General features: G+C 61.9%; 9 protein-coding genes. 2 read left to right on the forward strand and 7 right to left on the reverse strand.

Annotated features, from left to right (window positions below; all coding sequences use genetic code 11):
• The first annotated feature begins 20 nt into the window (after nt 1-20).
• On the forward strand, nt 21-1,430 hold the full coding sequence (gene mapR / locus GH769_RS12210; protein ID WP_019816868.1) for a GntR family transcriptional regulator MpaR: 1,410 nt from the start codon (nt 21-23) through the stop codon (nt 1,428-1,430).
• Here the strand turns inward: mapR and GH769_RS12215 are convergent.
• The 7 genes from GH769_RS12215 to tpx all read right to left on the reverse strand — a co-directional run bounded on the left by GH769_RS12215 (nt 1,427) and on the right by tpx (nt 14,460).
• Nucleotides 1,427-2,173: an SDR family oxidoreductase gene (locus GH769_RS12215; RefSeq protein WP_014718690.1), complete on the reverse strand. Its 747-nt coding sequence runs from the start codon at nt 2,171-2,173 to the stop codon at nt 1,427-1,429. The genes mapR and GH769_RS12215 overlap by 4 nt on opposite strands.
• Before the next feature lie 54 nt (nt 2,174-2,227).
• The gene (locus GH769_RS12220) at nt 2,228-4,324 is read right to left on the reverse strand and encodes a bifunctional diguanylate cyclase/phosphodiesterase (RefSeq protein WP_032901623.1); all 2,097 of its coding nucleotides are present in this window, start codon (nt 4,322-4,324) and stop codon (nt 2,228-2,230) included.
• A 364-nt stretch (nt 4,325-4,688) separates the two neighbouring features.
• Nucleotides 4,689-6,230, reverse strand: a complete 1,542-nt coding sequence (locus GH769_RS12225; protein ID WP_081036787.1) for an efflux transporter outer membrane subunit — start codon at nt 6,228-6,230, stop codon at nt 4,689-4,691.
• Complete coding sequence (locus GH769_RS12230) at nt 6,227-9,334, reverse strand: efflux RND transporter permease subunit (RefSeq protein ID WP_014718693.1); 3,108 nt, start codon at nt 9,332-9,334, stop codon at nt 6,227-6,229. The genes GH769_RS12225 and GH769_RS12230 overlap by 4 nt, the downstream gene beginning before the upstream one ends.
• Nucleotides 9,331-12,432 (reverse strand): MdtB/MuxB family multidrug efflux RND transporter permease subunit, encoded by a 3,102-nt coding sequence (locus GH769_RS12235; protein ID WP_014718694.1) that lies wholly within the window; start codon nt 12,430-12,432, stop codon nt 9,331-9,333. Before GH769_RS12235 ends, GH769_RS12230 begins: the two co-directional genes overlap by 4 nt.
• Nucleotides 12,429-13,727 carry an MdtA/MuxA family multidrug efflux RND transporter periplasmic adaptor subunit gene (locus tag GH769_RS12240; RefSeq protein ID WP_153649769.1) on the reverse strand — a complete coding sequence of 433 codons (1,299 nt, stop codon included), beginning with the start codon at nt 13,725-13,727 and terminating at the stop codon, nt 12,429-12,431. Before GH769_RS12240 ends, GH769_RS12235 begins: the two co-directional genes overlap by 4 nt.
• A 232-nt stretch (nt 13,728-13,959) precedes the next feature.
• Nucleotides 13,960-14,460, reverse strand: a complete 501-nt coding sequence (tpx, locus tag GH769_RS12245; protein ID WP_032901624.1) for a thiol peroxidase — start codon at nt 14,458-14,460, stop codon at nt 13,960-13,962.
• A 158-nt stretch (nt 14,461-14,618) separates the two neighbouring features.
• Between tpx and GH769_RS12250 the strand changes: the two genes are divergently transcribed.
• Nucleotides 14,619-15,908: a glycosyltransferase gene (locus tag GH769_RS12250; protein ID WP_032901625.1), complete on the forward strand. Its 1,290-nt coding sequence runs from the start codon at nt 14,619-14,621 to the stop codon at nt 15,906-15,908.
• Nucleotides 15,909-15,920 lie beyond the last annotated feature (12 nt).

Here is a 15,920-nt window from a genome sequence, read left to right on the forward strand (position 1 = left end):
AAAAAGCTAATTAGGCCGCCATGAAACGCTACGAAAAATTTGCCGACGACATCGCAGAACTGATCCGCTCCGGCGTCCTCGGCCCCGGCCAGCGCGTGCCATCGGTGCGCTATGCCAGCCAGGCCTACGGCGTCAGCCCGTCCACCGTGTTCCAGGCCTACTACCTGCTGGAGCGTCGTGGCCTGATTCGCGCACGCCCCCGCTCTGGCTACTTCGTCAACGCCCATGCGCCCAGCCCGTTTTCCGAACCGGTGGTGAGTGAGCAGGTGCATGAGTCCACCGAGGTGGGCGTGAGTGAGCTGGTGTTCTCGGTACTGGACTCCATCAAAGACCCCAACACCGTGCCCTTCGGCTCGGCCTTCCCCAGCCCCATGCTGTTCCCGCTGCCGCGCCTGGCCCGCTCCCTGGCCAGCGCCAGCCGCGAAATGGACCCACGCTTGGTGGTCACCGACATGTCGCCGGGCAACCCGCAACTGCGCCGGCAGATTGCCCTGCGCTATATGGTCGGTGGCCTGATGCTGCCGATGGAGGAGCTGTTGATCACCAACGGTGCCCTCGAAGCGTTGAACCTGTGCCTGCAGGCTGTGACCGAACCGGGCGACCTGGTGGCCATCGAGGCGCCGGCGTTCTACGCGTGTTTGCAAGTGCTTGAACGCCTGAAGCTCAAGGCCGTGGAGATCCCGGTGCACCCGCGCGACGGTATTGACCTGAACGCCCTGGCCCAAAGCCTTGAGCGCTATCCGATCAAGGCCTGCTGGACCATGACCAGTTTCCAGAACCCCATGGGCGCCACGCTGCCTGAAGAGAAAAAACAGGCGCTGGTGGAACTGCTGCGCAGCCATCAAGTGCCGCTGATCGAAGATGACGTCTACGCCGAGCTGTACTACGGGCAACAAGCGCCTAAACCGGCCAAGGCCTTCGATACCGAAGGGCTGGTGATGCATTGCGGCTCCTTTGCCAAGAGCCTGGCGCCGGGTTACCGAGTGGGCTGGGTCGCCGCCGGGCGCTTTGCACAGAAGGTCGAGCGGCTCAAGTTGATGACCTCGTTATGCCCGTCGATGCCGGCCCAGGCAGCAATTGCCGACTACCTGCAACACGGCGGCTATGACCGCCACCTGCGCAAACTGCGCTACGCCCTGGAAGAACAGCAAAGCGCCATGCTCGCGGCTATCGCTCGCTACTTCCCGGCCCAGACACGGGTCAGCCAGCCGGCGGGGGGCTATTTCCTGTGGTTGGAATTGCCGGAGCAGACCGACTCGCTGAAGTTGTTCCAGATGGCCTTGGCCCAGGGCATCAGCATTGCGCCGGGGCCGATCTTTTCCGCAACTCAGCGGTTCAGAAACTGCATACGCTTGAACTATGGCAGCCCGTGGAACGAGGCATCGGAAAAGGCCATGGAGACATTAGGGCGGATTGTGCGATCGTTTTAACGGCCGCCCCCCAAGTCGATAAACGTTCCGGTGGAATACGATGCCTTGTCCGACAGTAACCAGATAATCGCCTCCGCCACTTCATCCGGACGCCCGCCGCGCGCCATCGGGATGCCGGACTCCAGCTTGCTGACTCGGTCCGGGTCGCCGCTCAGGGCATGGAAATCGGTAAAGATATAGCCTGGGCGCACGGCGTTGACGCGAATGCCCTCGCCCGCCACCTCCTTCGACAACCCCAGGGTAAAGGTATCCAGCGCGCCCTTGGAGGCGGCGTAGTCGACATACTCACCCGGCGAGCCCAGCCGCGCCGCCACCGAGGACACGTTGACGATACTGCCGCCCTGCCCGCCATGCCGGGGCGACATGCGTAACACCGCGTGCTTGGCACACAGAATCGGGCCCAGCACATTGGTCTTGAGGATTTTGAGGATACGAAACTCGGACATCTCGTCGACCCGCGATTTTTGCCCCACGGTACCGGCATTATTGACCAGCGCAGTGACACGCCCCAATTCGGCATCCACACGATTGAACAGCGCAATCACCTCATCTTCGATGCTGACATCGGCGCGCACCGCGATGGCCTGTGCTCCGAGGCCGCGCACTTGTTCAAGCACAGCATGGGCAGCCTTCTCGTCCGACTGATAATTAATGCAGATGCGATAACCTTCGCGAGCGGCCAGCAAGGCCGTCTCGGCGCCAATCCCTCGGCTGCCCCCGGTGATGATGACGACTTTGTCCATGGCTGCGGTCTCCTGAATCAACCTGATGTTTAGGGTTGGATCCAAGAATACCCGTCACTCAGGGCGTTTGTCAGGCACTGCTGCCTGTTCGGCACTGCGGATATTGGTCATGAAGCTGTCGGCCGGCAATGGATGCCCCAACAGATAGCCTTGCAAGGAATCACACCCCAGGCGGGTAAGGAAATTTTGCTGCGCATCGGTTTCCACGCCTTCGGCGACAATCCGTAAGTCCAGAGCCTGGCCGAGGGCCACGATGGCCGAGACGATGGCGGCGTCGTCGCTGTCGTGTTCCAGGTCACGTACAAAGCCGCGGTCGATCTTCAACTCATTGGCCGGCAGGCGCTTGAGGTACATGAGGCTGGAGTACCCGGTGCCAAAGTCATCGATAGACAGGTCCACACCCATGTCCGACAGTTGCTGCAATACCTTCATGCTCGCGTCGGCATCGCTCATGGCGGTGGTCTCGGTGATCTCCAGCGTGAGGCTGTTGGCCGGTAATTGGTGACGCTCCAGCGCGGCCGCTACGCTGTTGACCAACCCGGCGTGGCAGAACTGCAACGCCGAGAGGTTTACGGCAATGCGCCAGTGCTCATAACCCTGTGCGTACCACTGACTCATCTGGCGACAAGCTTCATCGAGTACCCATTCGCCGATGGGGATGATCAGCCCGGTTTTCTCCGCCAGTGCAATAAACGTAGCGGGCATCAACAAGCCTTGTTGCGGATGCTCCCAGCGCAACAGCGCCTCGGCCCCCACGGCAAGACCGCTGACGGCGTCGAACTTGGGTTGGTAGTGCAAACGAAATTGCCCCTGCTCCAGGGCATTGCGCAGGTCCTGCAGCAATTGCAGTTGTTTGCGCGCATTGGTGTTCATCGACACATCGAAGAAGCTATAGCCGTTCTTGCCCATGCCCTTGGCGTGATACATCGCCGCGTCGGCGTTCATCAGCAGTTCCTGAGGACTATTACCGTTACCGGGGAACATGGCGATACCGACGCTGGCCGAGATCTGCAACTCATGCTCGGCCACCGTGAAGGTGCGGTTGATCAGGCTCACCTGGCGCTCGGCCAAGCCCATGGCATCGTCGGGCTGGGTGAGTTGCACCAGCAATACGAACTCATCGCCGCCGATACGGGCCAGGGTGTCCTGGCTGCGCAAGTCCTCACGCAAGCGCAAGCCGACCTCGCGCAGTAACTGGTCGCCCAAGTGATGACCAAAGGCATCGTTGACCGGTTTGAAGCCATCCAGGTCGATAAACATCAAGGCAAAGCAACCGCCCCGCTCGTTCACCGCCTGGATGCCTTGTTGAATGCGATCAGCCAACAACGTGCGATTGGGCAGGCCGGTGAGCATGTCATGCAGGGCCAGGTGAGTAAGTTCCTGATTGGCCAGGGTCAGGGAATCGGCGAGTACGGCGGTGCGCGCTTCCAGGCGCGCATCCAGCACCGAGGTCAAGAGCGCAATGACCAGCACCGCCAGCGAAGTGACCAAGACCAGGTTATCCAGGCCCTTGCCGCTCAAGCCGGTCAATGCGGCGCCGCAGAAGCTGCCATCGGCAAAGCGCGCCGCAGCCATCCCGGTGTAGTGCATCCCCACGATGGCCACGCCCATCACGACGGCGGCGCCACCCCGTGCCAGCCGCACATAAGGTGTGTTGCGCCGCAGGTTGAAGGCGATCCACAGGGCGGCGCCGGAAGCCACCATCGCGATCACCAACGAAGCGCCAAATAAGGTCGGGTCGTAATCAATGCCGGGTGTCATGCGCATCGCGGCCATGCCGGTGTAATGCATGCTGGCAATTCCAGCGCCCATTACCAACGCCCCGAATGCCAGTTGCCAGACCGGCAAGCGTGGCTGGCTGACCAGCCATAACGCGAAACCACTGGATAGCACGGCGATCAACAGCGAAAACAGGGTAATGCCTACCTCAAACCCGAGGGCAAACGGCAGGCGCAGGGCCAACATCCCGATAAAGTGCATGGACCAGATGCCCACGCCCATCGCCACTGCGCCGCCAGTGATCCATAGGTATACAGCCCGCCCCTTGGCGGTCGCGATACGCCCGGCCAGGTCCAAGGCCGTGTAGGACGCCAGGATGGCCACGCACAGGGAAATCACGACAAGGGAGGTTGAATAGCTACCGATCAACATAGGTTTTCTCGCTGGCGACGGGGCGAAAAAGCCCGTGCCGGGTGGCAAAGCGGGCGATTGTAGCGAGTATGAATCCGAGGCAGGTGATTAATTAATCAGTTGGCCATTAGTGAGTTTTTGGCGTCAATCGGATGGCTTCGCCAGGCTGTTTTCAACGACGTCATGGACATCAAAATGTCGCCTGCGCAGATCCCCTGTGGGAGCGGGCTTGCCCGCGAAGGCGGTGTGTCAGTCACCGCAACTACTACTGCACTAACGCTATCGCAGGCAAGCCAGCTCCCACAGGGTACTGTGCTTAACTGACTGGCATTGGGGCAAGCCCACACAGTTGATCTTGCTCCCCCAGGATGCGCGGCGCATCCGGTTACTCCTTTTCAGCCAGGGAGGTCTGGCCGTCCCAGCCTCCGCCCAACGCTGCAATCAATTGCACACTCGCCACCAGGCGCGATTGCAGCAAGGTCAACACGGAGCGCTCGTTGCTCAAGGCCGTTGCCTGCACCGTGACCACATCCAGATAGGCAATCAACCCGGCCTTGTATTGGTTTTCGGTCAAGCGCAAGGATTCACGCGCCGATTCCAGCGCTTCATTGCTGACCACCGCCTCATCGGCGAGCACCTTGAGCTGGACCATGTAGTTTTCCACCTCACGGAAACCGTCCAACACGGTCTGGCGGTACTTGGCCACGGTCTCGTCATAGCTGGCCACGCTGCGGTCGACTTCCGCCGAGCGCTGGCCGCCATCGAACAGGGTCATGGCCAGTTTCGGCCCCACCGACCAGAAGCGGTTCGGCAGGCTGATCCAATCTTCATAAGTGCTGCTGGAATAGCCGCCCTGCAGGCTCAGGCTGAGGTCCGGGTAATAGGCCGCCTTGGCCACGCCGATATTGGCGTTGGCGGCGATCACCGAGCGTTCGGCCGAGGCAATATCGGGGCGACGCTCCAGCAGTTGGGACGGCAGGCTCACCGGTATTTGCGGTAGCGCCGGAATATCTTTGCTCACCGCCAGATTGAAGTTGGCCGGGGCTTCGCCAATCAGCACGGCTATGGCGTTTTCCAGCTGGGCGCGTTGCCAGATCAAGTCGATCAGGCTGGCCTGGGTGGTCTTGAGCTGGGTTTGCGCCTGGGCAATGGCGTCCTTGCCGGCCACACCGGCGCGGTATTGGTTTTCGGTCATTTTCAATGAACGCTGGTAGGTGTCCAGCGTGGCTTGCAGCAGCCGCGTCTGTTCGTCCATGACCCGCAGTTGCAGGTAGCTTTGCACCAGTTCGGACTGCTGGCTCAGACGCATTGCGGCCAAGTCGGCCGAGCTTGCCTCGGCGCTGGCTTCGTTGGCCTCCAGACCACGGCGCAACTTGCCCCAGATATCGGCTTCCCAGCTCACACCCAACTGGGCATTGAGGGTGTCGCGGATACCACTGCTGGAGCTGCTGAGGCTGGCGCTGCTGCTGCCGGTGCCCTGGCTGGCGCGGGTTTTACCCACGCTCAGGTCAACGCTGGGGTAAAACGCCCCGCGTGAGCTGCGCACCAGCGCCTTTGCCTGACGAAAACGCGCTTCGGCCTGGGCGACGGTCTGGTTGGACGCGTTGAGGCGCACCACCAGGTCGTTGAGTTGACGGTCACCGTACAGCTCCCACCAGGCGCCGCGGGCCAGGGAGTCGCTGGGGTTGGCCTGGCGCCAGCCCTGGGCCTCCTTGAACTGCACCGGCTCGATGACGTCCGGGCGTTTGTAGTCAGGGCCGATGGCGCAGGCGCTGAGCAACATGGCCAAGCCCACTGTAGGAGCAAGCTTGCTCGCGAAGACTGCCAACGTTAACGCGTTCATTCTGGATGAGCGCGGCGTCTGGGCCTTTTTCGCGAGCAAGCTCGCTCCTACAGAGGTCGCAGGGGCGTTGGTTGAGTCCGTCATAGCGCAGTGTCCAGGGCAGCATCGGTACGCACGCCGCGCCAGGCGTTGAAGCGATGGCGCGCGCGGTCCAGGTAAAGGTAAACCACCGGGGTGGTGTAAAGGGTCAGGATCTGGCTGAACACCAGGCCGCCAATAATGGTCAGGCCCAACGGGTGGCGCATTTCCGCGCCATCACCACTGCCGAGCAGCAACGGCAAGGCACCGAGGATCGCGGCCAGGGTGGTCATCAGGATCGGCCGCAGCCGCAACAGGCAGGCGCTGCGGATCGACTCCAGCGGGCTCATGCCATCGTTGCGCTCCAGTTGCAGCGCCAGGTCGATCATCAGGATCGCGTTTTTCTTCACCACGCCGATCAACAGGAACAAGCCCAGCAAGGAGATCAGGCTGAACTCGCCGCCCAGCAGGTAAATCGCAAGCAACGCGCCGACACCGGCCGACGGCAGCGTCGACAGGATGGTCAGCGGGTGAATGTAGCTTTCATACAGAATACCCAGCACCAGGTACACCGCCACCAGCGCGCCGAGAATCATGAACGGCTGGCCTTTCTGGGTCGCGGCGAACGCATCGGCAGTACCGGCCATCTTGGCGATCACGTCCTCGGGCAACCCGACTTTGGCAATCGCACGCTCGATAGCCGCCGTGCCCTGCTCCACCGTGACCCCGGGCGCCATGTCGAAGGCGATATTCTCCGAAGCGAACTGGCCTTCATGGCTGACGCGATCGTCGGCCAGGCTGTTCTCATAGTGGGCAATGGTCGACAACGGCACCCGTGCGCCGTCGGCAGTGATCACCTGCATCTGGTTAAGGGTGATCGGGTCCTGGGCGTATTTGGGGTTGACCTCCATCACCACCTGGTACTGGTTGAGGCTGTCGTAGATGGTGGAAATCTGCCGCTGACTGTAGGCGTTGTTGAGCACTGCCGTGACCATGTTCATGTCGATGCCCAGGCGCTTGGCCTGGTCGCGGTCGACAATCAGCGTGACCTGGGCCGCGCCCCGGCCTTCACGGGCGTCGATGGCGGTCAGCTCTGGCAATTCACGCATGGCCGCCACCACTTTCGGGTACCACAGGCGCAGCGCGGCCAAGTCACCGCTTTGCAGGATGTAGGAGTATTGCGCGCTGGTCTGGTCGCGGCTGCCGCCAAATTGCAGGTCCTGGTCGGCCATCAGGAACAAGCGCCCGCCCGGCACCAGTGGCACCTCCTTGCGCAGGCGCTCGATCACCGCCTGAGCGGAGATTTTGCGTTCGCCGATCGGCTTGAGGCGTACCAGCATCACCGCATTGTTAGTGCCTTGGTTGCCACCGATAAAGCCGGCCACGCTGAGCACCGCCGGGTCCTTGAGCACCGCCTGGCGAAAGATCTCCATCTTCGGCTGCATCACGCTGAACGACAGGCCATCGTCGCCGCGCACAAAACCGATCAACTGGCCGGTGTCCTGCTGGGGCATGAAGGTTTTGGGCACCACCACGTACAGCGCGATATTCACGCCCACGGTGATCAACAGGCTGAGCAAGGTCAGGCGCCGATGGCGCAGCACCCAGTCCAGGCTGGTGGCGTAGCCGGCGACCATGCGGTCGTTGACCTTCTGGCTCCAGCGCTGCAAACCGGTCTGCCGATCCTTGACGTGGGGCTTGAGCCAGCGGGCGCACAGCATGGGCGTCAAGGTCAGCGAGACAATCAGCGAAACGATGATCGCCGCCGACAAGGTGATCGAAAACTCACGGAACAGGTTAGTGACGATCCCGCCCATGAACAGGATGGACAGGAACACTGCCACCAGCGACACGTTCATCGAGAGCAAGGTAAAACCGACTTCCTGAGCGCCCAGGTACGCGGCTTTCATCGGTGGCACGCCGTCGTCGATGTGCCGGGAAATGTTCTCCAGCACCACGATGGCATCGTCCACCACCAGCCCGGTGGCGAGGATCAGCGCCATCAGCGAGAAGTTGTTCAGAGAAAACCCGTACAGGTACATCACCGCGAAGGTGCCCACCAGCGATACCGGCACCGCCAGGGTCGGGATCAACGAAGCGCGGAAGTTGCCCAGGAACAGGTACACCACCAGGATCACCAGCCCTACAGCGATCAGCAAGGTCATTTCCGCCTCATGCAGGGTGGCGGTAATCACGGGCGAGCGGTCCATGGCCAGGCTGAGCTTGACGCTGGACGGCAGCACCGCCTGCAACGCCGGCAACTGCGCCTTGATCTGCCGCACGGTTTCGATGATGTTGGCGCCGGACTGGCGGTTGATCACCAGCAACACCGCCGAATCATTGTTGAAGAAGCCGCTGTTGTAGCGGTCTTCCACACCATCAGTGATCTTCGCCACGTCCTTGAGGCGCAGAGCGGCGCCGTCCTGGTAGCGAATCAGCAGGGGCTCATAGTCCTTGGCTTTTTCCAACTGGTCGTTGGCCTGGATCTGCCAGTTGCGCTCGCTGTCTTCCAAGGAGCCCTTGGGCCGGCGCTGGTTGGCATTGGCGATGGTGTTGCGCACATCGTCCAGGGCCACGCCGTACTGATCGAGGGCCTTGGGCTCCAGCTCGATACGCACCGCCGGCAGCGAACTGCCGCCGATCTGCACTTCGCCCACGCCCGGCACCTGGGACAGGCTCTGGGACAGGATGGTCGAGGCCAGGTCGTACAACTGGCCCTTCTGCAGCACGTCAGAGGTCAGCGACAGCACCATGATCGGCGCCTGGGACGGGTTGATCTTCTTGTAGGTGGGCATGCTGCGCATACCGCTGGGCAGCAGGTTGCGCGACGCGTTGATGGCCGCCTGCACTTCCCGCGCCGCCCCGTTGATGTCGCGGTCGGAATCGAACGCCAGAATCACCCGGGTTGAGCCCTGGCTCGACGAACTGCTCATGGTGGTGATACCGGCAATCGCGCCGAACGAGCGCTCCAGCGGCGTGGCCACCGTGGACGCCATCACCTCGGGGCTGGCACCGGGCAAGCTGGCCGACACCACGATCACCGGGAAGTCGATCTGCGGCAGCGGCGACACCGGCAGCAAGTTGAAGCTGACGCCACCGAGCAACATGATCGCCAGGCTCAGCAGCATGGTCGCTACCGGCCGGCGAATGAAAGGTCCGGACAGGTTCATGGCTCAACCGGCTCCAGGCGTTGCGGCTCTTTGCGCCAGCGACGGCCAAGACGATCGAAGTACAGGTAGATCACCGGCGTGGTGAACAGCGTCAACACCTGGCTCACCAGCAAGCCACCGACCATCACCAGGCCCAGGGGCTGGCGCAGTTCGGCGCCGGAACCGCTGGCGAGCATCAACGGCACCGCACCGAACAACGCGGCCAGGGTGGTCATCAAAATTGGCCGGAAGCGCAACAGCGCCGCCTGGTAGATCGCCGTCTGCGGGTCCAGGCCCTGGTTGCGTTCGGCGTCGAGGGCGAAGTCGATCATCATGATCGCGTTTTTTTTCACGATACCGATCAGCAGGATGATGCCGATGATCGCAATCATGCCCAGGTCATTGCCACTGAGCAGCAACGCCAGCAAGGCCCCCACCGCCGCCGATGGCAGGGTCGAGAGGATGGTGATCGGGTGGATATAGCTCTCATAGAGCACACCGAGCACGATGTACATGGTGACCACCGCCGCCAGGATCAACAGCAAGGTGCTCGACAACGAGGCTTCGAACGCCTGGGCCGCGCCCTGGAACTGGGTTTGCACGCCCACCGGCATGCCGATGTCCTTCTGGGTCTGGTTGATCAGTTCCACGCCTTTGCCCAGCGCTACGCCGGGCGCCAGGTTGAACGACATCATCACCGCCGGGAACTGGCCGATATGGGCAATCGCCAACTGCGCCTGGCGCTGCTCGACATGGGCCAGGCTCGACAGCCGCACCTGGCCACCGTCGGTGGTTTTCACATGGATCTGGTTGAGGGCCGCCGGGCCGAGGGTTTCGCCGGACTGGGCCTGCAACACCACCCGGTACTGGCTGGCCTGGGTGTAGATGGTGGAAATCTGGCGCTGGCCGAAGGCGTCATACAACGCGTCGGTAATGGTCGAGACACTCACGCCCAGGCGCGAGGCCGCGTCGCGGTCTATCACTAGGTACACCTGCAAGCCTTTGTCCTGGAGGTCGCTGGCGACGTCGGTGAGTTCCGGCAACTGGCTGAGGGCGTGTACCAGCTTGCCGCTCCACAACGCCAGCAACTCGGCGTCCGGGGAGGACATGCTGAACTGGTACTGGGTACGGCTGACGCGGTCTTCGATGGTGAGGTCCTGCACCGGCTGCATGAACAGGCGGATGCCCACCAGCTTGTCGATTTGCGGTTGCAGGCGGGTGATCACCTCGGCTGCGCTCAAATCGCGCTGGCCGTGGGCCTTGAGATTGATCAACAAGCGGCCGCTGTTGAGGGTGGCGTTATCGCCGTCCACGCCAATGTAGGACGACAGGCTCTCGACCGCCGGGTCGGCAAGGATGATCTTCGCCAACTCCTGCTGGCGTTGGCTCATCGCCGCAAAGGAAATCGACTGCGGCGCTTCGGAAATACCCTGGATCACGCCGGTGTCCTGCACCGGGAAAAAGCCCTTGGGCACCACCAGGTACAGCACTACCGTAAGCCCCAGGGTGGCGATCGCCACCAGCAACGTCAGCGGCTGGTGCTTGAGCACCCATTGCAGCTTGCGGCCGTAGGCTTCGATCAACCAGTCAATCCAGGCGCCGCTGGCTTTGTAGAAGCGGCCCTGCTCTTCCTCCTTGGGTTCGCGCTTGAGCAGGCGCGCGCACATCATGGGCGTGAGGGTCAGGGACACCACCAGGGAAATCAGGATCGCCACTGCCAGGGTGATGGCGAACTCACGGAACAACCGCCCGACCACGTCGGCCATGAACAGCAAAGGGATCAACACCGCGATCAACGACAGCGTCAGGGACACCAGGGTGAAACCGATCTGCTTGGCGCCCTTGAGCGCGGCCGCCATCGGCGTCTCGCCTTCCTCGATATAGCGCGAGATGTTCTCCAGCATCACGATCGCGTCGTCCACCACAAACCCGGTGGCGATGGTCAGGGCCATCAGCGTCAGGTTATTGATGGAGAATCCGGCCAGGTACATCACACCAAAGGTGCCCACCAGGGACAGCGGCACGGCGATGGACGGAATGATCGTAGCGCTGACCCGGCGCAGAAACAGGAACGTCACCATGACCACCAGGGCAATGGCGATCAGAAGCTCATGCTGTACGTCTTTGACCGAGGCGCGGATGGTCTGGGTGCGGTCGGTGAGCACCGTCACGTCCAGGCCGGCCGGCAGGTTGTCGGTGATGCTCGGCAGGAGGGCCTTGATGCGGTCCACCACCTCGATCACGTTGGCGCCCGGCTGGCGCTGGATATTGAGCAACACGGCCTGGTTCTCATTGGCCCAGGCGGCGAGGCGTTCGTTTTCGGCACCGTCGACAATCTGCGCGACATCCTTGAGCCGCAGCGGGGCGCCGTTGTTGTAGGCCAGGATCAGTTCGGCATATTGCTCGGGCGAGACCAACTGGTCGTTGGCGTCGAGCATCGACACGCGGGTGGGGCCGTCGAAGTTGCCCTTGGGCTGGTTGACGTTGGAGGCGGCGATCAGGGCGCGCACGTCCGAGAGGTTCAAGCCATTGGCCGCCAGGGCCTCGGGGTTGACCTTGATGCGCACGGCCTGGCGCTGGCCACCGGCGATGCTGACCATGCCGACGCCGCTGATCTGCGCGATTTTCTGCGCCATGCGCGTGTCGACCAAATCATTGAGCTTGGGCAGCAACATGGTCTTGGAGGTAATTGCCAGGGTCAGCACCGGGGTGTCCGCCGGGTTGACCTTGTTGTATACCGGCGGCGCCGGCAAATCCTTGGGCAACAGGTTGGTGGCGGCGTTGATCGCGGCCTGCACCTGTTGCTCGGCGACATCCATATTGATGTCGAGGTTGAAACGCAGGGTCAGCACCGACGCGCCGCCGGAGCTGGTGGACGCCATCTGGGTCAGCCCGGGCATCTGCCCGAACTGACGCTCCAGCGGTGCGGTGACCGCACTGGTCATCACGTCGGGGCTGGCGCCGGGGTACAGGGTCATCACCCGGATAGTCGGGTAATCCACCTGGGGCAACGCCGATACCGGCAGCAGGCGGTACGAAATGATGCCGGCCAGGACAATGGCCAGCATGCTCAGCGTGGTGGCGACCGGGCGAAGGATGAACAGGCGCGACAGGTTCATGAACCGACCTTTTGCGCCTTGCCGGCGTCTGCCCCGGTCTCCCCTTTAGCTGCGGGCTTGCCTTGCAGGTGTTCGGTCGGCGTGGTCGGCACCTCGCTGCTGGCGTTGACCACTTCGATCTCGCTACCGTCCTTGAGGCGGTCGGTGCCTTCCAGCACCACGCGGTCGCCAGCGACCAGGCCCTCTTTGATCACGGTATTTTCGCCATCGGTATCCCCCACCACCAGCGGCTGGACCTTGACCTTCTTGTCACCGTCGAGCTTATAGACAAAGGTGCCATTGTTGCCGAACTGGATCGCCGCAGAGGGTGCCAGCACCACGTTCTTCAAGGTATCGGCCAGCAGGTGCACATTGACGAACTGGTTGGGGAACAGCGCCTGGTCCTTGTTATCGAACCGCGCCTTGAACTTCAGGGTGCCGGTGGTGACATCGATCTGGTTGTCCAGGCTTTGCAGTACACCGACCGCCTGTTTTTTCACGTCGCTACGGTCCCAGGCTTCCACTGGCAATTTGTTGCCGGCGTGGTAACGGGCCAACACGGTTTCCAGGGTATTTTCCGGCAGGGTGAAGGCCACGCTGATTGGCTGGGTCTGGGTGATCACCGCGAGGGCGGTAGTGTCGTTGGCCGCAACCAGGTTGCCGACGTCAAGCTGGCGCAAACCGACGCGGCCGCTGATGGGCGCACGGATCTTGGTGAATTCCAAGTTGAGCTTGGCGTCGTCCACCGCGCCCTGGTTGGTCTTGACCATGCCCTGGTACTGCAACACCAGCGCTTCGGCGGTGTCCAGGGTTTGCTTGGCGATACTGTCCTGGGCATACAGATCACGATAACGCTGTACATCGACCTGGGCGTTCTTCAACTGGGCCTGGTTCTGCAGCAAGGTGCCCTGGGCCTGGAGCAAGGCGTTCTGATAGCTGCGCGGGTCAATTTCTGCCAGCAGGTCACCGGCCTTGACCATCTGCCCTTCCTCGAAGGCGATCTTGACCAACTCGCCGCCCACCCGGCTGCGCACATTAATGGTGTTCAGTGCAGTGACCGTCCCCAGGGCCTTGTAGTACACAGGAAACTCCCCCAGCACCGCCGGCGCCACACGCACCGGTACCGGCCCGGTGGAACCACCGAAGCCTGGGCGCGCCATGCCGGTCTTGCCCGTGTGTCCCGCCGGAGCATCTTTATGGGCCGCGCCACTGGGCCAGAATTTCCAGCACAGGCCGGCGATAACCAGCAGCACGAGCAGGCCAAACAGCCAGCGGCGGGAGTTGCGGGAGGAGGATTGCATGGAGTGATCAACCATTGGGGGTGAGAGCTTCTTCTTCGGGAGGCTGAAAGATAAGCACTGGGGTGCGTTTAGAAAAGCACCTTTACCGGCTATTTACCTTAGGCTTACAACGTTTAACTTTTTGATCTTAGTCCACCGGCTATTTCGCTAAGCCGCTGACGCTCAAATAAAAACGGCCTGGACTAGGCCAGGCCGCAATCATGCATCATACGTGTTACTGCCAAACGACAGTCATACGTAGAAACAGTTACTTCAACACAGCCAGGGCGGCCTCGTAGTTTGGCTCTTCAGCGATTTCCTTGACCAACTCGCTGTGCAGCACGTTGTCGTTTTCATCCAGCACCACGACAGCGCGAGCGGTCAGGCCCTGCAGCGGGCCGTCAGCGATGGAAACACCATAGTCGACGGCGAAGTCGGCATTGCGGAAATCCGACAGGTTCTTAACGTTTTCCAGGCCTTCGGAACCACAGAAACGCGCTTGGGCGAATGGCAGGTCGGAGGAGATGCACAGCACCACGGTGTTGGCCACATCGTTGGCCTGGGCGTTGAACTTGCGCACCGAAGTGGCGCAGGTTGGGGTGTCAACGCTTGGGAAGATGTTCAGCACTTTGCGCTTGCCGGCAAAGGTAGCCAGGGTGGCGTTGGACAGATCGCCGGCGGTCAGGGTGAAGTCTGCAGCTTTGGCGCCGACTTTCGGCAATTGGCCTTCAACCTGGACCGGGTTGCCTTTAAGGGTGACTTGAGCCATGAACGGAATCCTTATGCTGGGTTTGGTTAAACGAATTCGAGAGGCGGAAGTTAACCACAAAGTGCCGAAGCTACCTACCGCCAGACACAAATTGTCATGTCCTGAGGTTGTGGTTTAATTGCGCGCTTTGCGCCTGCCCTTCAAGGAAACCTTCGTCGATGAATCAGCCCGCCACCAAAGTCCTGGTCATTGGCTACGTCTGGCCCGAGCCCCGCTCCTCGGCAGCGGGCGGGCATATGATGCAAATCCTTGAGAGCTTTCTTACGCAAGGTTGGGACATTACCTTCAGCAGCCCGGCCACCATTGGCGAGCACAAGGCCGACTTGCCGGCACTCGGGATCGCCGAACGCGCCATCGAACTGAATAACAGCAGTTTCGACGACTTTATTCGCGAACTGGCCCCGGATATCGTGCTGTTCGACCGTTTCATGATGGAGGAGCAATTCGGCTGGCGCGTAGAACAATGCTGCCCCGACGCCCTGCGCGTGCTGGAAACCTCCGACCTGCAAAGCCTGCGCGACGCCCGCCACCAGCGTTTCAAAGAACAAGTAAAAGCCAACCCCGACAGCGACGACTTCAGCGCCCTGTTCGCGCCGGCGCTGGAGGACGAATTCCAGCGCATGGCCGATACCGACCTGGCCAAGCGCGAAATCGCCGCGATTTACCGCTGCGACATCAGCCTGATGATCTCCGACGTGGAAATCCGCCTGCTCACCGAACAGTTCAAGGTGCCTGCCGCCCTGCTCCACTGGTGCCCCTTGATGCTGCAACCGCCCACTGCAGCCTTTGCGCCCTTTGAAGACCGTGCGCATTTCCTCAGCATCGGCAACTTCCGCCACGCGCCCAATTGGGACGCAGTGCTGTGGATGAAGCACAGCCTGTGGCCGCTGATCCGCCAACAGTTGCCGGGCGCGCAGTTGCACATCTACGGCGCCTACACCCCGCCCAAAGCCACCGCCCTGCACAACCCGGCACAGGGTTTTCATGTGATGAACTGGGCCGAAGATGCCTTGCAAGTCATGACGGCGGCGCGTATTTGCCTGGCGCCACTGCGCTTTGGCGCCGGCATCAAGGGCAAGTTGGTGGACGCCATGCTGTGCGGCACACCCAATGTCACCACCCCGATCGGCGCCGAAGCCATGGGCGATGACCAGCCCTGGCCCGGCGAGATCGCACAGGACGCCCCGGCCCTGGCCGCCGCTGCCGTTACCCTTTACCAAAACCGCGAGCGCTGGACTCAAGCCCAGGAGCATGGGCGCCAACTCCTGGCCCGACGCTATGACCAGGACGTGCACGGGCCCGCCTTGGTGGAATGCCTGGAACGTTGCCGCAGCAACCTCGCCGCCCATCGCCGGGACAACTTCACCGGCAGCATGCTGCGCCATCACGCGCATAAAAGTACCCAGTACATGTCCCAGTGGATCGAGGCCAAAAACCGCACCCTATAAACACTGCTGCTG

It is taken from the genome of Pseudomonas sp. CFSAN084952, assembly GCF_009648855.1.
In the GTDB taxonomy this organism is placed as follows: Bacteria; Pseudomonadota; Gammaproteobacteria; order Pseudomonadales; family Pseudomonadaceae; genus Aquipseudomonas; species Aquipseudomonas paracarnis.